10 protein-coding genes are annotated in these 24,377 nt (G+C 44.6%); 6 read left to right on the forward strand and 4 right to left on the reverse strand.

Translation table 11 applies throughout. The annotated features are described in order from the left end of the window. Window positions 1-151 precede the first annotated feature (151 nt). Genes HPS54_RS06590 through HPS54_RS06600 form a run of 3 tightly spaced genes read right to left on the reverse strand, consistent with a single transcriptional unit; the run spans window position 152 to window position 7,359 of the window. Window positions 152-1,828 (reverse strand): DUF5123 domain-containing protein, encoded by a 1,677-nt coding sequence (locus tag HPS54_RS06590; protein ID WP_172344676.1) that lies wholly within the window; start codon window positions 1,826-1,828, stop codon window positions 152-154. Window positions 1,829-1,846: 18 nt separating this feature from the next. Continuing rightward, window positions 1,847-4,075 carry a RagB/SusD family nutrient uptake outer membrane protein gene (locus HPS54_RS06595; RefSeq protein ID WP_172344677.1) on the reverse strand — a complete coding sequence of 743 codons (2,229 nt, stop codon included), beginning with the start codon at window positions 4,073-4,075 and terminating at the stop codon, window positions 1,847-1,849. A 23-nt stretch (window positions 4,076-4,098) separates the two neighbouring features. Then, complete coding sequence (locus tag HPS54_RS06600; RefSeq protein ID WP_216653051.1) at window positions 4,099-7,359, reverse strand: SusC/RagA family TonB-linked outer membrane protein; 3,261 nt, start codon at window positions 7,357-7,359, stop codon at window positions 4,099-4,101. 1,881 nt (window positions 7,360-9,240) lie between these two features. Here HPS54_RS06600 and HPS54_RS06605 point away from each other — a divergent pair. The 6 genes from HPS54_RS06605 (at window position 9,241) to HPS54_RS06630 (ending at window position 22,927) form a co-directional block, all read left to right on the forward strand. Further along, complete coding sequence (locus HPS54_RS06605; RefSeq protein WP_172344678.1) at window positions 9,241-12,468, forward strand: SusC/RagA family TonB-linked outer membrane protein; 3,228 nt, start codon at window positions 9,241-9,243, stop codon at window positions 12,466-12,468. A 19-nt stretch (window positions 12,469-12,487) separates the two neighbouring features. Then, window positions 12,488-14,371, forward strand: coding sequence for a RagB/SusD family nutrient uptake outer membrane protein (locus tag HPS54_RS06610; RefSeq protein ID WP_172344679.1), 1,884 nt, complete (start codon window positions 12,488-12,490; stop codon window positions 14,369-14,371). 25 nt (window positions 14,372-14,396) lie between these two features. Beyond that, window positions 14,397-15,980: a fibronectin type III domain-containing protein gene (locus HPS54_RS06615; protein ID WP_172344680.1), complete on the forward strand. Its 1,584-nt coding sequence runs from the start codon at window positions 14,397-14,399 to the stop codon at window positions 15,978-15,980. A gap of 120 nt (window positions 15,981-16,100) precedes the next feature. After that, window positions 16,101-19,334 carry a SusC/RagA family TonB-linked outer membrane protein gene (locus HPS54_RS06620; protein WP_172344681.1) on the forward strand — a complete coding sequence of 1,078 codons (3,234 nt, stop codon included), beginning with the start codon at window positions 16,101-16,103 and terminating at the stop codon, window positions 19,332-19,334. A gap of 23 nt (window positions 19,335-19,357) precedes the next feature. Continuing rightward, window positions 19,358-21,307 (forward strand): RagB/SusD family nutrient uptake outer membrane protein, encoded by a 1,950-nt coding sequence (locus HPS54_RS06625; protein ID WP_172344682.1) that lies wholly within the window; start codon window positions 19,358-19,360, stop codon window positions 21,305-21,307. An 18-nt stretch (window positions 21,308-21,325) separates the two neighbouring features. Further along, window positions 21,326-22,927 (forward strand): DUF5123 domain-containing protein, encoded by a 1,602-nt coding sequence (locus HPS54_RS06630; RefSeq protein WP_172344683.1) that lies wholly within the window; start codon window positions 21,326-21,328, stop codon window positions 22,925-22,927. A 227-nt stretch (window positions 22,928-23,154) separates the two neighbouring features. Here HPS54_RS06630 and HPS54_RS06635 read toward each other — a convergent pair whose 3' ends face one another. Next, window positions 23,155-23,997 (reverse strand): LicD family protein, encoded by an 843-nt coding sequence (locus HPS54_RS06635; protein WP_172344684.1) that lies wholly within the window; start codon window positions 23,995-23,997, stop codon window positions 23,155-23,157. Between the last annotated feature and the right edge of the window lie 380 nt (window positions 23,998-24,377).

Here is a 24,377-nt window from a genome sequence, read left to right on the forward strand (position 1 = left end):
CGGTTTTAGTTTCCTGCCTTCTGTTATTGTTGCATCCTGTAGCAAAAAGACTAAAGGCTATCGTGTATATAATAAGGTGTCGCATATTTATCGGGTAATAAAAAGGGCAGGCTGTCATGCTGCCTGCCCTTTGTTGCTATAGTTTGTAATATTAATACCAACGTGGATCACCGGGATGTGAATCCTTAAGTTCTGCGATGTTTATTATTCTGAAGTCACCTGTTCCCGGATTGGCAAATGTGCCCTTGGTGTCAGTAGACAACGTAGTACCGTCAAACTGTGCTTCCGGAACTGGAGGCTCGGCAGCCGTCATCTTCCACTGTACATCATTCGTGAAATACAATCCGCTCACTTCCGGTGCGGTGTTGCAAACCCAACCTGCGAAAGCATCAGACAACTTTTCGGGAGTTTCTCCTGGAACTCCGAACAGACAGTTCTTCAGTTTTATTCCGTCTGACACGGACTTACCCTTGAAGTTGAACAGGTAGCGGCTTTTTGCCACGCTATATACAAAGGTACAGTTCTCAACTGTCACTGATTTGAAATCAGGACCCTTGGTTGCCACGAACACAAGCGCGCAATTTGACAGAGTAGAGTTCTTTACAACAATGTTATTAATCAGCGCATTGCCATTGTCCGCATTGGTTATACCGTATCCTCCGATAGAGTCAACAATACAATTGTCTATGCAGAATTCATCGATAGAAGCCGTTGTCTGTATACGGCATACACCGCGCTTATACTTTATTTCACTGTCCTTGATATTGATCTTTCCGCATGTCGCATTCGCCTGATTAAAGTTGAACAGGTATGTTCCGCCGTAGTTGCTGCTTGTTTTGGGCTTGCTCTCATCGTCAATAAAAGATATCTTATTGAATGCCAGCTCGTTTACGTTTGCGTTAGATGCCACTGCCATGCTGCCTGTTACACAGAACTCGGCATTTCCTGAGAGTGTAAGACCCGTTACAAACTTTATTTTACCTGTTGTAGATGGAATATTAACCGTAGGTACTCGATATTTTACTCCGCCTTGGAACACGATTGTTATATCTTGGTCAGGATAAGTCTTGACAAGTGAATCTATAGCATTTTCATATTCAGAAGTACTGCTCATAGAGAACCATTTGTAACTTTCCTCTTCTGTCATTGAGCGGAGGTCTATAACGGTTCCTTCGTAGTTCTCAGAAGCAGCTGTCGTAAAGCGCTTCTTTCCTTGGTATACATCATTCAGATAAGCTTCCACACGATATGCGGTGCTCGGCTCGAGATTACGTATGATAACATTCTGTGCTGTCAGGTCTTCCGGTGTTACCAGATGATATGCAGCCAGTTCGTTTGTAATCTCATTGACAACTGCAAGCGAGTCATATTCTGCGCCCTCACTCCATTTGACACGCACTTGGGTGTCTATGATGTTGCTTGTGGAAACGTTGGAAAGCAGTGTGGGGAGGTCAGGGGTGGTGGCAACCGTTGTATACTCTTTCGACTGTAACCCATTTTCGGTGTTCATTGAATATATATACACATTATAGTCTTGGTCGTATGCAAGGTCGTTGAATGTGCAAGTATTCTCTTCCGTCGTGATTTCTTTCACATCCGTACCATCTGTGCTTTCCACTCTTGCTATATACTGGTTTGCCGATGCATATTTGTCCCATTCCAGTGTCATGTAAGGTTTGTTTTCTGCATCAAGGCCTGTCACCACGTCTTTCAATATCGGACGGAACAGTCTGTCGAGTGTCGCGTCGTCGTCATCGCTGCATGCCGTCAAGGATAACCCTACGGACATTACCGCAATAAAAAACAATTTATTAAATATACTTTTCATAAAGCTTGTCACTTTTTATTATTTATATTCTGGATTAGATATCGTACCGAAAACAACCGGAACATCATCTCCCGTATATGTTGAAGAGAAACCGTAACCGTCATTGTTGAGAACAGAACTTGAGGTCAGCGTTGTTGTTCCGATAGGGAGAAGATAAGGAACCGCACCAGTGCCTTGTCCTGTACCACCGCCGGTATATCCGCGGAACATTCTCATAACTGCCTCGCTCTCACGGTATGTGCGTATACGTGTAATTCCGGGAAGCTCTGTAACCGCCACTTCTACAGTTGTTGTTTTGGGTTCCGCATTACCTCCGCTGAGTACATATTTAGCTGTTCCTTCTGCATTGTTGGTTGTTTTTTCACACTTGGTGTATATAACACCGTTATACTCGAATGTTGTTACGTTTGAAACAAGGTTGCTACCCCATTTCTTGTTCAGCTTGTAACCATTTTCAAGAGCCTCTTCCTCTGTAATTCTGTATTTGGGGTTCAGTCTCTTTATTGCAGCCTTTTCATTTGCCGTGCCGGAGTTTTCAATCTTATAATAAACCACATCAGCCCAGTTCATATACTTCTGAACATCGGGATTCTGTGCTATTATATTTTCAGCCTCGGGTTTCATTGATATTGTTCCGTCTTCCATTACATCCCAGAAGTCTGATGTAGATGCAATACCCCAGTCGTGCATTGCTTTCACGCATTCGTTGAGCTTTTGTCCGTACAAATTCCAGCGTATAAGGTCGAAACGACGCAGGCATTCTCCGCCGAACTCCCATGCACGTTCATCTACGATGGCATTGAAGAACTTTGCCTGGTCAGTTGATACATTCTCTACATACTCGGTAACGTCCTTGCTGTATTCTGGACTGTTTGCAAAGGCACGTGCACGTACTTTTGTAAGCATTTCCTTGGCAAGTGCTGTAGGTCCGTTAAGTTCGTTTTCTGCCTCGGCAAGCATCAGCAGAACGTCAGAGTAGCGCATCAGCGGCCAGTTAATACCTGTTCCCTTTGAAGACTCTGCGCCGAGTTCCTTTGTTGCAAGAGCACGGTCCCACTTACCGACGTTCAGTGAGTTTACGTTTGAAGCCATTGCAATTGTGTCGTTGTCATGACTCCACCACGCACATGTCACATCACGGCGTACATCATTCTCTGAAAATGACATATAGTATGTAGGTGTGAATCCAACCTGATTGGTAGTGGTTCCGTTGCCTTTCTTGCTGTTGGTATTCGTAACACCGATACACCAGCCCACATCGCCGCCTCGCGATTCCGTAAATGCCACTTCGTATAGAATTTCATCGTTATTTACAACTCTGTATTCGTTCTCATCCATGAAGATAGAAGCATAATCAGCGCGCAATTGGCGTGGCTTCATATTTACGAGTTTCTGTGCATAGTTCTTAGCCATTTGATAGTAATCCTTATATGTACGTGCTGTAACAGTGTTTCCACTCAAATCGGTGTAAGTAACAGCCAGTTCCTCGTTGCTTGTCACGTCAAGATATTCGTCGGCACGTTTCATCTGACCGTCTACGGTCTTGGCATATCCTGCACGGAACAGTGCGATTTTTGCAATGAGTCCTAAAGCATAGTCGCGGTTCATACGTTCAATACCGCCGGTGTTTACGTCAGAGAATTTCATGCTGTTTTCAACGTCAACAAGTTCCTGCAGCATCTTACTGTATATTATAAACTTGTCGGTACGTGGTTTGTCAAGTTCTTCACCGAACTTTGCCGTTACATCGAAATAAGGCACATCGCCCCAGAAATTACACAGCATGAGATAGCGTGTGGCCTTAAGGCATACAGCCTCACCCTTTATCTGTTTCATTTCCGAGTCTTCTGCCAATGCGCTTGCATTTGCTCCTTCTATCACCTGATTGGCACGGTCTACGGCAAGCAGGTTGTTGTTCCATGCTTTGTAGATATCTGCGAATGATGCATCTTCAGATGCCTGCAGTGCCCAAATGTCCGAACGGTGAGCTGTGTTGGGACGTCCTGCAGACGGACCGTATGCTTCCACATCGGTATTCTGCATCCATACGCATGACATACGCGATGTGAACGGGTCTTCTCCAAACAAAGCATACGCACCGTTCAGTACCTGTGTCGCATCATTTGTGTTGCTGAACACAAAGTCCGGATCCTGCTGCGACGGTGATTCCACATCGAGAAAATCGCTGCATGACGACAATCCCAGCATGCCGGCAAAAGCCAATGATATATATCTTAAATATTTCATTTCTATCTAAAGTCTTTAAGTTATTATAATGTAAGGTTTAAACCGAATGTAAATGCACGGCTCTTGGGATAAGAAGAGTAGTCTATACCCGGTGTCAGTCCTGAATAAGAGCTGTTTCTTGCATAAGAGCTTACTTCTGGGTCGTATCCTGTATAGCTTGTTATACAGAACAGGTTGGATGCAGTTACGTAGAAACGGCAACGCTGTACGCCGACCTTGCGTGTAAGAACCTGCGGAAGTGTATATCCGAGAGTTACGCTTTGCAGACGCAGGAAGGATGCGTCTTCGAGTGCCCAATCTGTAGGCAGTACAACAGCATCACCCATTGAGAACGGTGACCAATACTGTTTTGCACCCATTCCGTTTCCGCCTTCATTCCAGTATGCGAGATCTTCGAGTGTAGAAAGAAGTTCACCCGTTTCAGGATTCATGTAAGAGTAGCTGTTTGACTGGCGCATGAAGTCAAGCATGTTAGGATATGTACCGCTGCGGTATCTCTGAGATGAAGCAATCTTATTGGCATTGTAGATGTCATTTCCGACAGAGAATGTAAAGTTGGCAGCAAGGTCAAAGCCTTTGTAAGATGCAGACAAACCGAAACCACCTGTACATTTAGGATTGGTGTCACCTATTACGGTGCGGTCCTTGTCATCTACAACTCCGTTATTGTCTCTGTCGCGAAGTTTCAGTGTTCCGGGGCGAATGCCTATTGCTCCACCAAGTAATGATGTTGTAGGTACATCTTCTTTCAAAGTATATTTGTTTGTTGCCGGATCGTAAGATTCAAAATCGTCAGTTGTGTAGTAACCGTCTGTCTGCCAACCGTAAACAAGACCGATAGGATCACCTATACGTACAATGTAGTCTTCCTGGTTTTTGTTGTCTGTTCCAGCCCAGCCACTCTTGAACGGCATTTCGGTAAGTCCGTTTGCAAGTCCGTCTACCTTTGATTTGTTGAAGTTGATGTTGAAATATCCGTCAAGTGTAAAGTCAGACTTATTTATGAAGTTAACGTTCAATGTAACGTCAATACCCTTGTTTGATGTCTTGGCTGAGTTTTCGTATACTGTTTCATAACCTGGAGCTGTGATGTTGTGTTCGATAAGCAGATCCTTGGTGGAGTTCCAGTAATACTCTATGCTACCGTTTATCTTTTCGTTAAAAAGTCCGAAGTCAAGACCTATGTTACGTGTGATTGTTGTCTCCCACGTAAGGTTAGGATTGGCAAGAGCCTTACCTGTTGTAAGGTGGTTGTTCATTACCTCTCCTACACCGTAGAACTTGCTTCCGCTGTTTGCAGAATATACAACTTTATACAAACTGCTTGCAATGCGGTTGTTACCTGCCTCACCGTAAGATACACGCAACTTCAAATTGGAAAGCACTTTCTTTACATCCTGCATCCAAGGTTCTTCAATGATACGCCATGATGCAGCTGCAGCCGGGAAGAAACCCCATTGATTGCCTTTTGAGAATTTAGAACTTCCATCGCGTCTTGCTGTGAATGTGAAGAGATATCTGTCTTTGAAGTCGTAATTGATACGTCCGAAGAAAGATGCCAGGTTATTGTCAGGGTCTATTGTAGACTTGATTGTCGTTACGCCTGAACCGAGACCGAAGTTCGCAAATACTTGGTCAGCTGTCCAGTCCTTGCTGTAACGTGTGCCGTACATATAGCTGTCGTCAGACTGGTTGCTCTGCATTTCCTGAGCAATCATCGTATTGAAGTGATGAACTTTGTTCAGACGGAAGTCGTATGTAAGAGTCACCGCCTCGCGCATGCTGCGTGTGTTCTGTTTTGTCCATTCGGCAAGAGGCTGTCCGCCTACATAAGATGCATTTGTCGTTGTTGCACCCCACCAGTTCTTTGTCTCGTTAAAGCCATAGCCGTAACCGCCTTCAACGTGCAGTTTCAATCCCTTTATGATGGTCCAGTCAAGACCGGCATTAAACTGGAACCTGCGCTGTTCGCGCTTTCTCCAGTAACGTGCTGCCTGTTCCGACAACGTCATCTGGCTGTTGAGATATTCCTGATATTCCTCATCAGACATAGAGCTGAAGTCAGGCGTGATAAAATCCTGCAGACCCTTTGTCGCTACGGAGGTGATAGCCTGAGACGTACGTATCTTGTAGTTCCCGCCCTGAGTACCAGAACCGTTGACTTCCTGGTCGCTCACACGGGCATTAAATGTAAACTTAAGATTCTTGTTGATCTGATGGTTTAACTTAAGGAGGAATGAATAACGGCTGAAATCATTCTGCGGCATAAGACCACCGTTGTAGTCATACGTTCCGCTGAGTGCGAAGTTTGTTTTCTCATTACCACCGTTAAGGCTTACGTTGTGCTGCTGCGTCAGTACGTTTGCACCGAACATATCGTCCTGCCAGTCTATGGCTGCAACCTTCTTGTAAAGGTCAAGATCGTCATACACGCCGAAGTTCTTTTCAAAACTGTTTACAGCGCTTTCACCTCTAAGCAGTGCATACTCGTAGTTACTCATTACATAGTCGTATGTGTTCATCGCATCGAGACGCGTTGATACCCTCTTTGTCTGGAGGAATGCGTTGTACGATACGCGTGTCTTGCCAGCCTTGGCATTTTTTGTTGTAACGAGGATAACGCCGTTTGCACCGCGTGCACCATAGATAGCCGTAGAAGACGCATCCTTAAGTACCGTGATGTCCTCGATATCGTTAGACGAAATATCGTTCAGGTTGTCTGCAGGGAAGCCGTCGATGACATAAAGCGGTGAGTTGTCACCGGTAATAGAACCGCCACCACGCACACGGATAAGAATCTCAGCATCGGGAGAACCGTCGGTTGTCGTCACGTTCACACCGGACAGCTTACCTGTAAGGGCTTCTGCAATGTTAGGTGTAGGCACTTTGTTCAGCTCACCTCCCTTGACGGTTGCAACAGAACCGGTCAAGTCCTTTTTACGTACTGAACCGTAACCGATTACAACGACGTCGTTAAGACCAGTGGCCTCGTCTTCCATCGTCACGTTCACACTTGTCTTCCCTGCAACGTTTACAGTCTTCGTCTTCATACCGATGTATGAGATCTGAAGCTGCTTGCCCGAGGTAAGACCGATGGAGAAGTTTCCGTCGAGGTCTGTAGCCACGATGTTCTTCGTTCCCTTCTCCTGGACCGTGGCGCCTATTACAGGCTCGCCACTGCTGTCCTTCACGTTTCCCTTAACAGTCTGCGCCGACAGGCTCATGCCCATCAGGGCGAAGAGGCACACGAGCGCAACTCGTAAAGTTTTTAAATTACCAGACATAAATGTTATTAATTTAATTGATTAAAGATAAATTTCTAAAATGCAAATATATAATTTTAATATGTTTTAGCAGTTGCACGAATTGATTATAATATATGATATTTTATCAAAACATTGCTACTTAACTCTTTATGTTTCATTGCTCTATGGTTGTATTGTTTGTTTTTTAATTAAACTTATATAATATTTATCTCAAAAGTTTACCGCTTTTTTATGTTTTTCATTGTATAATGCAAAAATAACATAAATATTTTTTCTGCAAAAACTATATTGCCAATATTTCAAAGGGAAATTGTAAATCATATATTCGCCTGTCGTTCTTTTCTTTCGATACGAACGGCATTCGTATATCGATTTATTTTCTCTGTACATATCAAACATAAATATCACTTATCTATCAGATTGGTTATATATATAATAATGTGTCTTATTTACATTCTAAGTAAAAACACATGTTTGCCTTCTTGAAGATTTCTGTTAAAATTCGCTGTTTTAGCAATTAAATTAATACTGTTTTTCTATCGTTTGTCAAACTTATTTTAACAAACGACGTGCATATCTTTAACATTTAATCCTTTGATATTTTCTCTCCTTTCCAATAAAATTCTGTAAGGGATGAAAATGTCGCCTTGCTTTTGCCAAATCAAAAGTGCTTTTATCACCAATTTAAACAATTCGGTAATCATGCTTAAAAACATGAGAAAACAGACCGTTTTCTGTAATTAACGTAAATTCGATGAATTTTAATTGTCTGATAGTTTTGTGATTAGCGAAAATTGTTGTATTTTTATAGTGTTATTTTGAATTCATCGAATTCACTCTAAATTAGATTTTCGTGTCATTTTGTCATTTCAAAACCGTCATCTGAAAGTCTCGTTCTACGTTTTAAAAGTTGTTAAGAGCGGTCGTAATTGATGAAAAGGCGTGCGTCTTGTGATAAACGAACGTGCGTTTTTTGCTAAAAGCACGTCCAAAAGAGAATAAAGCACGTGCCTTTAGGGTCTGAAATGCCGCTTTTTGCATGGTAAAATGGCTGCTTTTGGAACGTAATTAGGCAACTTTCGCATAGTAATCAGGCAACTTTCTTATCCCGAATGATGCACATTTTCTCACTTTTACACGTAACCAATTGATATCAAATGCATTATGTCTGCACACGAATTTTTGCGTTATTTAGCACCAACAAGCTTCTTTTTTCTGAACATCGCAGTATTTCGGGGTTATGGGAAATCAAAAAGAAAGGAAAAAGCGCAAAATAATGAATAATTGACAATTTATAAATTAACGTGAATTCGTCGAACTCACGTAATATTAATATGCGAGGTTGGGATAACAAACAATAACTTTAGATATTTTTTCTTGCCACATAGGAAAGTTCTTTATTTCATCTACACGGATAAAAAGAACGAAGCAACAAGGTATTTGTATTGAAAACTTTAACTTCTGATACGAACGCCTCTTCGATGCGTGTGGACATTTACAAGATGTGTTGTTGAACGAAGTGAAAAAAGTCCATACCCGTGGGAAGACATATTAGGATGCACTTATCCCGAACTCGCTTAATAAAGGCTCTTGTTACAGTAAAAATGTACCAAAATATAGTAAAAATAGACATTTTTATTTTGTTGTTATATTTATTTATACTATTTTTGCAGCACAAACTACTATATGTTAATTAACTACTAAGCTGATAGATAAATGACAAATCATGAATTTAGTGTGGATTTTAAGTTGATTAAAAGCGTGTAAAACAGTAAAATCTGTACATAAAGATACTATAATCTGAATAAAAGTCATGGTTCGTTTGTAATAGGCTTTAAAAGATAATATGAAGACAAATCAAAAAAATAATATTTTGTTTAATTTAATTTAGTAACATTTATGTCTGGTAATTTAAAAACTTTTCGGATTGCGTTAGCAGTTCTCTTTACATTCATAGTAGGGAGCCTGTCGGCGCAGACGGTTAAAGGAAATGTAAAGGACAGCAGTGGCGAGCCGGTGATAGGTGCCACCGTCCAGGAGAAAGGAACAAAGAATGCCGTGGCAACAGACCTCGACGGAAACTTCTCCATCAGTCTTACCTCGGGCAAGCAGCTTCAGATTTCGTACATCGGTATGAAGACAAAGTCTGTTAACGTTGCCGGAAAGACAAGTATAAACGTAACGTTGGAAGACGAGGCTACCGGTCTTAACGACGTTGTGGTAATCGGTTACGGCTCGGTGAAGAAAAAAGACATCACCGGTTCTGTCGCCACAGTTGACAACAAAGCCCTTGTTGCCGTGCCCGTTGCTTCGGCTTCCGAGGCTCTTACCGGTAAGATGGCGGGTGTGCAGGTAACCACGACCGAAGGTTCTCCCGACGCAGAAGTTAAGATACGCGTGCGTGGCGGCGGTTCTATCACACAGAGTAATGACCCGCTTTATATCGTTGACGGATTCCCCGTTGAGACAATCAGCGACATCCCTGCTTCAGACATTGAGGATATTACCGTATTGAAAGACGCTTCTTCTACTGCAATTTATGGTAGCCGCGGTGCAAACGGCGTTATCCTTGTTACCACAAAGAGCGGCAAGAGCGGTAAGGTCAATGTTAGCTATAATGCATATTATAGTGTAAAGAAGATAGCAAAGACCATGGATGTGCTTACTCCGTACGACTATGCAAAGTGGCAGTATGAACTTGCTTTGCTGAAGAACAACGGAGACCTGACGAAGATGGAGTCATACACCGACTTCTTCGGAAACTACAATGACATGGATTTGTATAACAATATCGCTGCTAACGACTGGCAGGACATTGTCTATGGAAGAACAGGACATACATTCAACCAGAACCTGAACATCACGGGCGGTTCGGAAACTATCAAATACGCTTTCAGCTATGCCCACATGAACGACAAGGCAATACAGCTGGGTTCTAACTTCAAGCGCGACAACTTCAGCCTGAAACTGAATACCAAGCCTTCAAAGCGTACAACCCTCGATTTTCAGGCACGCTATTCGGAGACGGACATACGCGGCGGCGGTGCAAACGATGCCACAGGTGTGTACGATTCTGACAAGCGTCTGAAATATGCCGTTATATATACGCCCATACCTCTCAAAAACCTTAATGCCGAGGCTGGTTCTGACGACGACGATCTTGGTAACCTTTACAATCCTGTTACGGTGCAGAGCGACAACGACCGCAAGAAGGAGCGCAAGACGTTGAACATTGCAGGTTCATTCGGTTGGGAAGTATATAAGAATTTGAAACTGAAGACCGAATTCGGTTATGACGACTATAATCAGGAAGACCTGCGCTACTGGGGTACAACGACATACTATGTGAAGAATGTGCCGCAGGGTGACAACCAGAACAAGCCGGCAATAAGGATGACAACTACATCGCGTCACCGCTTCCGCAACACTAACACGGCAAGCTATGACTTCAAGGCTATCTTCGGCAAGACAAGCAAGCATCACCTGAATGCAATGCTCGGTCATGAGTATGTGATAACAAAGCAGAACGACGATGCCGACGAGGCACACGGTTTCCCCGTGGACTTCGATGCTGAGACGGCTTGGAAACTCTCGGCACAGGGCAAGGCATACTCCATAGACAAATTCTATAAGGCTGACGACAAGCTGCTCTCTTTCTTCGGACGTGTAAACTACGACTTCGACAGCAAGTATCTGTTCACTGCAACATTCCGTGCCGATGCCTCCTCTAAGTTCAGCGATGACAACCGTTGGGGTTATTTCCCCTCAATGGCTTTGGCATGGCGTATCAGTTCTGAAAACTTCATGAAGAGCACAAAGAGCTGGCTCGATGACTTAAAACTGCGCTTCAGCTACGGTACGGCAGGTAACAACAACATCCCGACCGGTCAGCTGGCACAGGAATATCTGTCAAAGACTACGGCATGGATAAACGGTTTTACTTCCTATTGGGCACCGTCCAAGACAATGGCTAATCCGGATCTTAAGTGGGAAACGACCGTAACACGCAACGTAGGTCTCGACTTCACTTTGTTTGGCGGCAAGTTCAGCGGTAGCCTTGAGGCTTATCTCAATACGACAAAAGACCTTCTTATCGAATTCCCTGTTGGCGGAACAGGATATGACACGCAGTACAGAAACATGGGTGAGACGGAGAACAAGGGTCTTGAACTGTCTTTCACATGGCATGCGATAGACAAGAAGAACTGGGGCATAGACATAAACGGAAACATCGGCTTCAACAAGAGCAAGATTAAAGACCTCGGTGCAATGAAAGACTTCGGTATGAACACGGCATGGGCTTCAACAGAAATCGGTCAGGACTACTGGATTGCCGTTGGCGGTCAGGTAGGAGAAATCCGCGGTTATCAGAATGCCGGACGCTATGAAGTAAGCGATTTCGAAGGTTATGACGCAGCCACAAACACATGGAAGCTGAAAGAAGGCGTTGCCGATGCTTCGGCAATAATCGGTGCCGTACGCCCCGGATCCCTGAAACTTGTGGACCAGCCTGATGCTGAAGGTAACAGAAACGGTGTCATCGGCGATGAGGACAACGTTATAATAGGTAATGTAAATCCTGACTTCACCGGAGGTTTCGGCATAAACGCACATGCTTACGGATTTGACCTGAGCGCAAACTTCAACTTCAGCGTAGGCAACCAGGTTTACAATGCCAACAAGATAGAGTATACATCAACGTCAAAATATCAGTATCGCAACATGATAGACATCATGGCAGACGGCAACCGCTGGACAAACCTCAATCCGGACGGAACGCTCTGCAATGACCCTGTCGCTCTTGCCGAGCTTAACAAGAACACAACGATGTGGAGCCCGTACATGAGCAAAATGGTGCTGACAGACTGGGCTGTAGAAGATGCGTCGTTCCTGCGCCTCAACACGCTCACACTCGGATATACACTGCCGAAGAGCGTGACAAACAAGATGCGCATAGGCAGCCTGCGTTTCTATGCCACATGCTACAATGTATTCACGATAACAGGTTATAGCGGCTTTGACCCTGAGTCAGACTGTATCAGGAAGAATGCCCTTACGCCATGTGTGGACTACTCGGGATATCCCCGCAGCCGCCAGTATGTTTTCGGACTTAACTTGAACTTCTAATAAAAAGGAAATATTTATCATGAACAAATATATAAAATTATCGATATTATCGGTTGCACTTGTAGGAGTGACAACAGCCTGCGACATGGACTCTCCGTCTATCTCGTCACTGGACGAGTCGTCGGTGTTCTCCGTATACTCGCTCGCAGAGGCAGAAGTAATGTCAATTCACCAGTCGTTTGGCGAGACAAACTCTTACCGCGGACGCTTCCTGCCGTATTACGGACTTAACAGCGACGTGGAAACAGGCGGACGGTCCACGCCTTCGCTTGCCTCAAAGACAGACGACAAGCAAAGCCTGTGGAACTATTCAACACTGCCAAACAACGGTCAGATGAATACCGACAACAATGCATACGCCAAGTTCTATGAGGGAATAGAGCGTGCAAACCTTGCCATAAAGGGTCTGCGCCAGTATGGCAACACGGCATCCAACCCCAATATGGCACAGCTTCTCGGTGAGGCACTCACGTTGCGTGCAGTGATATACACCGATCTTACAAAGGCATGGGGCGACGTTCCGGCACGTTTTAAACCGAACAACAGCGAGAACATGTATAAGCCGCGTACAAACCGCGACGTGATTTACAAGCAGCTCCTTGCCGACCTGAAAGAGGCAGAGGACTATTGTTACTGGCCCAACGAAAACTCTATCACATCTTCCACAGAACGCGTGAGCAAGAGCTTTGTAAAAGGTCTGCGTGCACGTATCGCCCTCTATGCAGGCGGATACGGACTGCGCGGCGACGGCTTCCGTAAGAGCAATGACCCTGAGCTGGAGACCAGCAAAATGTATCAGATTGTAAAGGAAGAGTGTATAGACATCATCAACAGCCGCCGCAATACTCTCGGAGAATTTGCCGACAACTTCAAGAAACTTTCGCAGGACAATGTTACGGCAGGCGGCGAAAGCCTTTGGGAGATACCGTTCTCTGACAGCCGCGGACGTGTGCTCTATACATGGGGTGTATACCACCAGGCAAAAGACCAGTATACACAGCAGGCACAGGGCGGTACAAACTCACCGATGCCTTACCTGTTCTACGACTATGACGTGAACGATGTACGCCGCGACATAACATGTGTACCTTACAAGTGGAGCAAGGAGCTTGTTGCCGGCAAGTCGTATCAGGAACTCAGCTCTATAGATAAGTGGTGCTTCGGAAAACTGCGCTATGAGTGGATGAAGCGCATCGTAACTTCAACGAACGACGACGGTATCAACTGGCAGTATATGCGTCTTGCCGATGTTTATCTCATGGCAGCAGAGGCAGTAAACCAGCTTGACGGTCCGGATGCTGCATGGCAGTATATGGAACCGGTGCTCAGCCGTGCGTTGCCCGCAGCCAAGGTTGCCGAACTGAAGGCAAAGTACACTGCAAGCAAAGAAGCCTTCCATAACGGAATAGTTGATCAGCGTGCACTGGAATTTGCAGGTGAGGCACTGCGTAAGGCAGACCTCGTGCGCTGGGGCATCATCGATGAGAAGATGGCTGAGTGTAAGGAGAAACTGACACGTCTGGCAAACCGTCAGGGTGAGTATGCAGACCTGCCTGTAAAGGTTTATACAAAGATATACAGTGAGGGCGATGCAGCACTGATAAACCAATATAATATGTATATGGGTGACTCGCCCAATCCCAACGGAGAGTCTATCATTATCTACGGTCTGAACCACGGCGATGACACAGAAGCTATAAGCACCGAACTGAAAGATGCCGGCTTTGCATCGAAAGACTGGTTTGAGGGCAAGGACGGTCTGAAACTTAAAGAGGACTATATCAACGGTATTTATGTTAACACCCCGAGCCTCAACTGTCTGTGGCCTATCTGGCAGACATTCGTAAACAGCAGTAACGGACTGATAAACAATGACGGAAACTACGGTCAGCTTTCAGACTAATTAATCAACAAACAAAAAAGTAACTATGAACAAGAAAATAATATTCGCATGTATGTTGGGGCTTGGCACTCTTGCCCTGACATCGTGCAGCGACCCGATGGATGAGATTGCAAACATTGTCTACGGACGTGTGTTCTCACCTGTTGACCTTGATGCAAAGAACGTTACGCAGAACAGTGCCAACCTGCAATGGATGGCATCCGAGGGTGCTTCGAAATATGTGGTGGAGGTTTTTGCCGATGACAACAGCATGGCGTTTGAAGGCACACCCGCACAGACGTATGAGACAACGGAGAACAGTTGCAGCGTGACAGGACTGATTTATGACACAGACTATTCTGTAAGGGTTATGGCTGTAGACGGTGAAGATGAGAGCCGTAACTCAAAATGGAGCACGGTTTCATTCCGCACAGCCGCGCAGCAGATACTCATTACTCCAAAAGAGACAGATATTGCAGACAGAAGCGTAACGATGTCATGGCCTGCGGGCGAGGAGGTTACACGTCTTGTTGCCCTTGACGAGAGCGAAGCCGAGGTTGCGTCAAAAGACCTTACAGCCGAGGAAATTGAGGCAGGACGCGCCAAAATCGAGGGACTGTCGCCCGAGACAAAGTATACAATAAAGCTGTATAACGGCAACAAGGAGCGTGGAAGCAAGAGCATTACCACCATTATAGACCTTGACGGCGCTACGACTGTTTCTCCGGATGACAATATCCAGTCCGTAATAGAGAATGCAACAGACGGACAAGTGTTTGCTCTTTATGGAGGCACTTATACCGTGGACGGAGGCGAGAACGCAACAGCCGGTTCGCTGAAAGTTTCTAAGAACATAACGATAAAGGGTATCTATCCCACAAATGTTCCTACGATAAACGGACGCATAGAGTTGCAGGACGGAGCTACACTGACAATCAATCAGGTTAATTTCGACGGAACAGGCACAAGTGGCGACCAGTTTATCAACGTAAAGGGTACATCGATAGGAAAGGTCTCTGTAAATAATGCGGAGATAAAGAATTATACGAAGGGCGTGATATATGTTAATGTCGCAGCTGCAATCCCCGAGGTTACTTTCAACAACTGTCTGATACATGATATAATATGCGAGGGCGGTGACATGTTCGACTGCCGCAAGGGTCGCATGGACGTGTTCAATCTTACAAACAGCACAATATATGCAAGTTGTGCGGCACGTGACTTTATCCGTATAGACGATGCATCGGGCGCGCTTGGCGGAAGTCCTGTTGTAAATGTGAACCAATGTACGATTGATGCCGCTTCAAATACAAGCGGTAAACGACTGCTGTATGTCCGCTATGTCGGATCATCTATAAACTGGACGAACAACATCGTTTCTAATACAGCGGCTACATGGAGTAACCAAAGCAAGACTGCTGTTCCTACTTTCAGAAACAACAATTATCATAATTGTGCAAAGTTGCAGGTTCTTGACGGTTCGGATGCAGGTAAGACAAATCTGTTTACAGACACTGCATCTCCTGCATCAATCGATCCGCAGTATAAGAACGCTGCCGCAGGCGATTTCACTTATGGTAACGAAGATATCGTTAAGGGCGGATATGGCGACAAACGCTGGAATCCTTAAGGAATAATTATTCTAAAACTCAATGCGGATGGCACTCTTGTGCCATCCGCATTTTTTATATAACCAATACCCGACAGCATGGCATAAAAGTGTTACTAATCAATTAAATTAATAACATTTATGTCTGGTAATTTAAAAACTTTACGAGTTGCGCTCGTATGCCTCTTCGCCCTGATGGGCATGAGCCTGTCGGCGCAGACTGTTAAGGGAAACGTGAAGGACAGCAGTGGCGAGCCTGTAATAGGCGCCACGGTCCAGGAGAAGGGAACGAAGAACATCGTGGCTACAGACCTCGACGGAAACTTCTCCATCGGTCTTACCTCGGGCAAGCAGCTTCAGATCTCATACATCGGTATGAAGACGAAGACTGTAAACGTTGCAGGAAAGACAAGTGTGAACGTGACGATGGAAGACGAGGCCACAGGCCTTAACGACGTCGTTGTAATCGGTTATGGTACCGTAAGGAAGAAAGACCTTACCGGGTCGGTGGCTTCGGTATCGGCAAAAGAACTTGCTAACATTCCGGTTTCTACAGCGGCAGAAGCCATGCAGGGTAAACTGGCAGGTGTGAACGTTATGTCTACTGAAGGTTCTCCCGATGCAGAGGTTACCATTCGTGTACGTGGTGGCGGTTCTATATCACAGGACAACTCTCCGCTGTTCATCGTTGACGGTTTTCCTGTATCAAGCATCAGCGACATCGCTCCGAGCGACATTGAGACAATCGACGTGCTTAAAGATGCTTCGTCTACGGCAATCTATGGTGCGCGTGGTGCAAACGGTGTTATCATCATTACTACAAAGGGAGGTAAGGAAGGTAAGGTGAATGTCAACTTCAACGCTTCGTTGGGTGTACGCAAGATTTCTAACGAGATAGAAGTGCTCGATCCTTATAACTTTGCCCTTTATCAGTATGAAATGGGCAACACAGGATATGGAGATTATGACGACCTTGAAATATGGAAATCTGTAAAAGGCAACGACTGGCAGGACAAGCTTTTCGGTCGCACAGGTATTCAGCAGATATACAACTTGTCTGTAAGCGGTGGTACAAAGGAGACAAAGTTCAATGTAAGCTACTCGCGTACTGATGACAAGAGCATCATGTTGGCTTCTGACTTTACGAAAGACAACATCAATGCAAAACTTAACACGCAAATCAACAAGTGGTTGTCACTCGACTTCAATGCACGTATGAGCTATCAGGTTGTAAACGGTCTTAGCTCGGGTGCGGACATTACAGACAACAACGTGTCAAACTCTTTGGTAAACAAGACTATAACATTCCGCCCGGTTGATCCGCTGACGGAAGATGTGGAAGAGGATGAAGACAAGACATCTTCTTCCGAGGGCAGCCCTTACGACCGTATGTTGGACACTTACAAGCAGCAGCGCCGTTTCCGTCAGAACTACAATGCCGGAATCAACTGGAAGCCTTTCAAGCATCTCACATTGCGCAGCGAGTTCGGATATTCATGGTATAACGCCAAGTCTTCAAACGCTTACGGCTGCGTAGCATCAAAGAACTCTCCGCTTGGATATTCAGGAAGACCGCAGTCTGAGATAGACCGCGACGAATCGCGTAACTGGCGTAATGCTAACACCATTACATACGATAACAAGAACATATTTACAAAAGACGACCGTCTGAATGTACTTGTCGGTCAGGAATGGTCAAGTTCGCAGACAGATGTTTACAGAACTTACTCAGTAAACTTCCCCACATCAATGACTCTCCCGGAAGTGTTGGCAAATCAGGGTGCAGGTTTGGCTTTGAACAACTACAGCAACTTCGGACGTAAAGACAATATGGTATCGTTTTTCGGACGTATCAACTATACATACGCAGACAAATATCTCTTTACTGCAACATTGCGTGCTGACGGAAGTTCAAAGTTCGCAAAGGGCAACCGTTGGGGCTACTTCCCATCAGCAGCTATCGCATGGCGCATCAGCGAAGAGGGATTCATGAAAGATATCAACTGGCTGTCTAACCTTAAAGCACGTTTGAGCTTCGGTACTGCCGGTAACAACCGTATCAAGAGCGGTTTGGTGGAAACAACATACGACCTTACCGATGCTAAAGCAAAGGCTCCTTACTTTAACGAGCTAGTTGCCGTTATGCTTTATCATAACACATTGGCAAACCCCGACTTGAAGTGGGAAACAACAATCACACGTAACTTCGGTATCGACTACGGCTTCTTGGGCGGACGTATCAACGGTACGTTGGATTTCTATTGGAACACAACCAAAGACCTGTTGATGCAGACACAGATACCTACGATATCAGGTTATCAGTATCAGTATCAGAATTTCGGACAGACTTCAAACAAGGGTGTCGAGCTTACTGTAAACGCGTCTATCGTGGAGAAGAAGAACTTTACCCTTAATTTCACCGGTAACATTTCATACAACCGCAACAAGATTGACAAACTGAATACCGACACCGAATTCCAGAACTTCAAGTGGGCAGGTTCAACATTCGATGACAACGAGAATTTCCGTATTGTAGAAGGCGGACGTATCGGCGAAGTATGGGGATACAAGACAAAGGGCTTCTATACCGCATACGATGCAAATACAAACCCTGACGGTGATTTGATATGGAACGGCAAGGCATGGACACTGCGCGAAGGTGTGCTGGACGAAGGTACAAAGGTTATTGGCGGACAGCTGAAGCCGGGTGCACTGAAGATTGAAGTTGATGAAAACGGAAAGGCTTTGAAGCAGCGTCTTGGCAATACCATAGCACCATGGCAGGGAGGTTTCGGTCTCAACGCCACATTCCATGGCTTTGACGCGTCTGTATTCTGCAACTTTTCTTTGGGTAACAAGCGCATAAACGGTGCGAAGATGATTTCAAGTTTCTACGGACAGTCTCGTAAGGGTTATAACATCAACGGTGACTTCACAAACAGATATACAGGTTTTGATATCGAAACAGGACTTAACCTCTATAACCCGTCGAATGCCGATGTTGTGGCTGCATACGGAAGTCCTGAAGCTGCCATTGCACGTCTTAACGAAATAAACAGCAATGCCTCTATTTATAACCCGGTTGTTGTAAACAAGATGTCTCTTATCAGTGACTATGTTGAAAGCGCTTCATTCCTGCGCGTGCAGAACGTGACTCTGGGTTATACTCTTCCGAAGTCTGTTGTCAACAAGCTGTTTCTCAGCAATGTCCGTTTCTACTTCACAGGTTACAACCTGCTGACCATCACCGGATATTCAGGATCAGACCCCGAGGCAGACACACAGAGCAAGAAGAACCCGATGTGTCCGGGTATCGATATTGCCACATATCCAAAGAGCCGTCTGTATGTATTCGGCGTGAACGTTTCATTCTAATCATATCATAAAGAAATATCATTATGAAAACAAATATAATAAAGACATTATTGTTGTGCGGTCTGGCTGTATCTGCAACATCTTGCAACGATTTTCTCGACCAGAGTTCTGATTCGGAACATACCCCTTCTAATGTATGGAACTCGCCGTATTATTCGAGCTTGGTTCTGAACAAGGCATACGGTGCGCTCACCGAGGACGGAACGTATGCGCAGGTGATGGCATTTACAACATCGCTGAACACCGACATCGAGCTTGTCGATGCAGGAGATGCTGCAAGCTATACGGCACAGGGCAGTGAGAGAAGTTATATGAATTATAATGCTGTTGCCGGCGGATGGAACAAAGCACAGACGGCATGGGACAATTTATATACTGCAATAGAATACTGCAACAACGTTATCGACGGACTTAACGGAAGCTCGCTGATAGAGGGCACTTCTGCAGAAAGCCGTCAGGTGCAAAGATATAAGGGTGAAGCGCTGACGCTTAGAGCAATGCTTTACTTCGACCTTATACGCAACTATGGCGACGTGCCATTGAAACTGGCTGAGACAAAGACAGACCTTAGCAATGTGTATCTTGAGAAGACCGACCGCGACGAGATAATGGATGCTCTTATCGGTACGCTCGAAGAAGCTGTGGAACTGTTGCCGTGGGCTGGCGAAAACAGCTATACAACAGAACATGTTACAAAGGGATATGCACACGCGCTGCTTGCACACATGGCGCTGCAACGTGCCGGATGGGCAATACGCGAGCATGCAAAGGACGGATATGAGACAGCTGCAGAAAACAGCGACCCCACATATCCTACACAGCGCCCCGGTGCAGCAGAACGTCAGAAGTATTATCAACTTGCGCTGTCGCATCTTAACGCTGTAATATCAAGTGGTGTTCATCAGCTTAATCCGAGCATCGCAGACCAGTGGTATCTTGTAAATCAGAGAGAGCTTGACAGCAAATATAATGAAAATATATTTGAAGTTCCGATGGGACTGAACAAGAGCGGTGAGTTTGGTTATACCGTGGGTGTGCGTATCAGCGGAGCATCTTCAAAGTATGGACCTAAAGGTAACTCATCAGGTAAGGTGAAACTTACTGCTCCTTTCTTCTGGTCGTTTGACAGAAAAGACCTTCGTCGTGACCTGACTTGTGCTACGTATGAGTTGAAAGAAGAGAACGGAGTATTGAAGGAAAACATGCAGAAAAACGTACCTTTCGGCATATATGTGGCAAAGTGGGACATCCGCAAGATGAACGAAGAGTGGCGTCAGGCTGCATTGGGAAGCACAGAGAAGGTGCCTACCGGTATAAATACCATAAAAATGCGCTATCCGCAGGTGCTGCTAATGTATGCAGAGGTTCTCAACGAACTTAACGGTAATCCTGATGATGCAACAGGCGGAGCAGGACTTACTGCACGTCAGGCATTGGAAATGGTACACACACGTGCATTTGCCGAGGCAGATAAAGCAGATGCAAAGGCATACGTAGATGCACTTCCTGCAGACAAAAACGCATTCTTTGAGGCTGTTGTACAGGAGAACGCCTGGGAGTTTGCCGGCGAAGGCGTGCGTAAGTTCGAGCTTGAGCGCTGGAACCTGTTGAGCAAGAAGATCGACGAGTTCAAGGAAACATTCAGATATCAGATGGAGAATGTTTATCCCAAAGAATTGTATTATAAGGTAATCAAAGAGGGAAATGAAGAGAAAATCGACATGTCGTCTGTATGCTGGTATGAAGAACCGGATGAGGATATTAAGGCAAACTATCAAAAGAATGGCTACTCAAAGGTGGCATGGTGGGGTACGCCTTCAACCGATACAAATCCGGGAAAGAACCCGATTGTTGCACTTGACTATATAAGCGCCGGATTGAACTCAACGGTTAAGAACCGTTATCTGATGCCTATATCGACAAGTACGATAGCCGATGCTCAGGGGAAAATTGCAAACTCTTATGGTTATTAAACGATAAAAAGAAAAAGTATGAATTTCAAATCTAAATATTCAATTGCGCTTGGTTCACTGTTGTTTCTGGGTGCAGCAGCATTTACATCGTGCTGCGATGACAACGATTGGGATGTGGACAGCAACTTCGACCGCATGTTCCACCCTACATCACTGACAGTAGATCCGCTTGATGATAAAGTTGCCGTGGTATTTGGCAAAATACCGGGTGCCAAAGGTTATCAGGTAGAGGTGAGCAGAGACTCATTGTATGACGAGATAGAACTGAATGCCAATGGCAACAGCCTGATTGTCGAGCTGACATCTTCTCCTGACACAATATATAACCTTGAAGGTTCTACAAAATACTTCCTCCGTATGCGTACACTTGGCGAAAACGACAAAGTGAGCAAATGGAAGTATCTTACAAAGTATTCTTTCAAGACAAAGAGCGAGCAGATAATAACCAATATCATCCCGAGCTCACACTCGGCTGTGGTATATTACAATGCTGAAAAGACTATCGACGCAGCGTATGTATATAAGGATGAAGACTCTACTCGAGTTGATGACTCTGCCATAGATTTTGAAAACGGTGTGGTAAATGTTACAGGTCTGAAAGACAACAGCACATACAGAATAAAACTGTGGAACGGCGATAATGTACGTGGCAACATGTCGTTTAAGACAACCGAGGATTTCCCGGAGGGACACGATATCATTAATCTTGCTGAAGGTGATGACCTCAATGCCATCCTTGAAAATTCTGCAAACGACAAGCTGGTTATCCTCATGCCGCAGGGACTTGACTATTACATGCCTGTAGGCGAGGACGGAAACTACAAGACACCGAAGATACCTGCCAACATCAAGAGTATATATTTCTGGGGTGCGGCAGGAGAAGGCAAACCTACATTCCATATACGTGGTGCCGGAATAGATGGCGACAAAGATATTGTGCGCTTCTATAATATTAATCTTGTAAACAATGGTCCGAGTGATAATTATGTTCTCAATATCAGCGGTGGTAACAATATAGGAAAACTTCAGGTTGAGAAATGTACCATAATGAATACACGCGGCGTAATACGTTTCCAGAACATAACAGGAGGACATGTCGGCGAGATTACGGTTAATAACTGTGAGATAAGTAACATCGGTTCATATGGTTTCTTCAACAGTAAAGACCAGAAGAACATGACAATCGGTTCGTTGAATTTGTCAAATACGACAATTTCCGGAGTTGCTGCAGGTGCGCTTATAAATGTTGCTCAGGAAGGCATTAATGTAAACATTGACCATTGTACGATATATAATTGCGTACAAGCCGGTAAGTCTCTGATAGATGTCAACAAACTGGGCATCACTCCGAATGTCAGCAACACTCTAATCGGTCCGTTCAATGGTTCTGACGGAGCCAAGACTATAAAGGGTTGTAGTATGAAGGGGCAGCAGACGGTAGAAAACACATTCTATACAAGTGACCAATTGTGGAACTCGGGTTATGAATTAGGTAACGAGCTACCTGCAAGTTCTAAAGATTTCTGGATTGATGCTGCAAACGGTAATTTCAAAGTCAACATAGCTTATCGCGATATGTACGGCAAGTATGGTGATCAACGTTGGAGCGATGACGAATAAGCACAATTTGTAATACTGTATTAATTAAAAGGTGGAATGAGAATGTTTCTCGTTTCACCTTTTTGATTTTCATATTCCCTATTATATTAATGTGAATTCGTCAAATTCATATTTCCTGTTATATTACATACGTCCCTATTGCTTCGGCTGCACCATGGTACAGCCCTACTTCGGCGCAGGCATACACACATCTCTCTCATTATAAATTATTCATTATGAATTATAAATTAAAACTTTAGTCTCATAGGGCGGTGTGTCACTTGTTCCTCTTCTGGAATTTCCTTTCGCAGATTGGGATAGTGGCGGCGGAGATATGTTTCTACGTTGTCGGGGACATACGCTTCCGCGTCTCCGAATCTTACAGTCTTTAGGTTTTCTATATCCTTGACGGCAATATGGTCGACCTTTGTCATCACTATATTATAATAGGTATGGCTGTCTCCATTGTTGAATGCATCCTGTATATGGCGCAGGATATTGTATATAGTGCGTTTGGGCAGTATGGATATCACGATTCTGTTGAGCAGGCAGTTTATGAAGCCGTGTTCGTTCGGAATGTCTATCTCGCATTTTCCGCAATATTTCCAAAGCCACACTTCTTTTGCCACGAGGCATTCGTTGAAGAAGTTTGCGACTTTTCTTTGTATGTGCTGCAATGTGGGATTGTCAGGAACCTTGTCTATCGGGAATATGTCCACGAATATTCCGTGGTGCATCTTGATGTTTTTCACGCTGTCTTCTATAAACAATGTGTTGTCTTTCCTTACTTTTGCAAAATAATAAGGTGTGTGCCGGTCTGTTCCTACCCATTGTAGGAAATATCCCGGGGATAGTTCTTTTGGTGCGATGTTTAGAAATCTTTCATAATTTTCGCGTGTCATACCAATGTCTATATCATCGTCAAAGGGTATGATGTCGTTGTAAAAGAACGCTCCTATGGCGGAACCGCCTATCATAAAGTAAGGAATGTCGTGCTTGTTGCATATTCTTATTACTTCTGCCAGTATTTCGTGCAGTGTCTTATGCAGCATTGCAAGCTCATCGTTCTTATATTTGTTGTTGTCTGCCATGTCTTTTATTATATCTGTTAATGCAAAGATAATGCAAGCCGAACGCAATCAAACTTGTTTGAAATTGCTGAGGCGCAGCTTATCTTCTACAAAGATAGTGAATTATATTAATTTATAATTGACAATTTATAATTTATAATGGAGGGGGATGACCATATGCTTGCACTGTGTAGGGCTGTACCATGGTGCAGCCGAAGCAACAAGGCGCGTATATAATTTATAATTGATAATGCGAGGAGAGGTGGATTTATGTGCCATGCGGTTTCGGATGTTCCAGGGAACATCCCTACCCGGCGCAAGCATATGGTCATCCCCCCTCTCCTCGCATTATGAATTATAAATTAACACACGTCTCCTTTTTAATCAATCGTTAAATAATC

The sequence above is a fragment of the Xylanibacter caecicola genome (assembly GCF_013166515.1).
GTDB classification, from domain to species: Bacteria; Bacteroidota; Bacteroidia; order Bacteroidales; family Bacteroidaceae; genus Prevotella; species Prevotella caecicola.

What these genes read in the sequence shown, in the direction of transcription:
- HPS54_RS06610 (WP_172344679.1), top strand. Translation starts at nt 12,488, where the DNA reads ATGAACAAATATATAAAATTATCGATATTATCGGTTGCACTTGTAGGA.
- HPS54_RS06590 (WP_172344676.1), bottom strand. Translation starts at nt 1,828, where the DNA reads ATGAAAAGTATATTTAATAAATTGTTTTTTATTGCGGTAATGTCCGTA.
- HPS54_RS06625 (WP_172344682.1), top strand. Translation starts at nt 19,358, where the DNA reads ATGAAAACAAATATAATAAAGACATTATTGTTGTGCGGTCTGGCTGTA.
- HPS54_RS06595 (WP_172344677.1), bottom strand. Translation starts at nt 4,075, where the DNA reads ATGAAATATTTAAGATATATATCATTGGCTTTTGCCGGCATGCTGGGA.
- HPS54_RS06635 (WP_172344684.1), bottom strand. Translation starts at nt 23,997, where the DNA reads ATGGCAGACAACAACAAATATAAGAACGATGAGCTTGCAATGCTGCAT.
- HPS54_RS06630 (WP_172344683.1), top strand. Translation starts at nt 21,326, where the DNA reads ATGAATTTCAAATCTAAATATTCAATTGCGCTTGGTTCACTGTTGTTT.
- HPS54_RS06620 (WP_172344681.1), top strand. Translation starts at nt 16,101, where the DNA reads ATGTCTGGTAATTTAAAAACTTTACGAGTTGCGCTCGTATGCCTCTTC.
- HPS54_RS06600 (WP_216653051.1), bottom strand. Translation starts at nt 7,359, where the DNA reads ATGTCTGGTAATTTAAAAACTTTACGAGTTGCGCTCGTGTGCCTCTTC.
- HPS54_RS06605 (WP_172344678.1), top strand. Translation starts at nt 9,241, where the DNA reads ATGTCTGGTAATTTAAAAACTTTTCGGATTGCGTTAGCAGTTCTCTTT.
- HPS54_RS06615 (WP_172344680.1), top strand. Translation starts at nt 14,397, where the DNA reads ATGAACAAGAAAATAATATTCGCATGTATGTTGGGGCTTGGCACTCTT.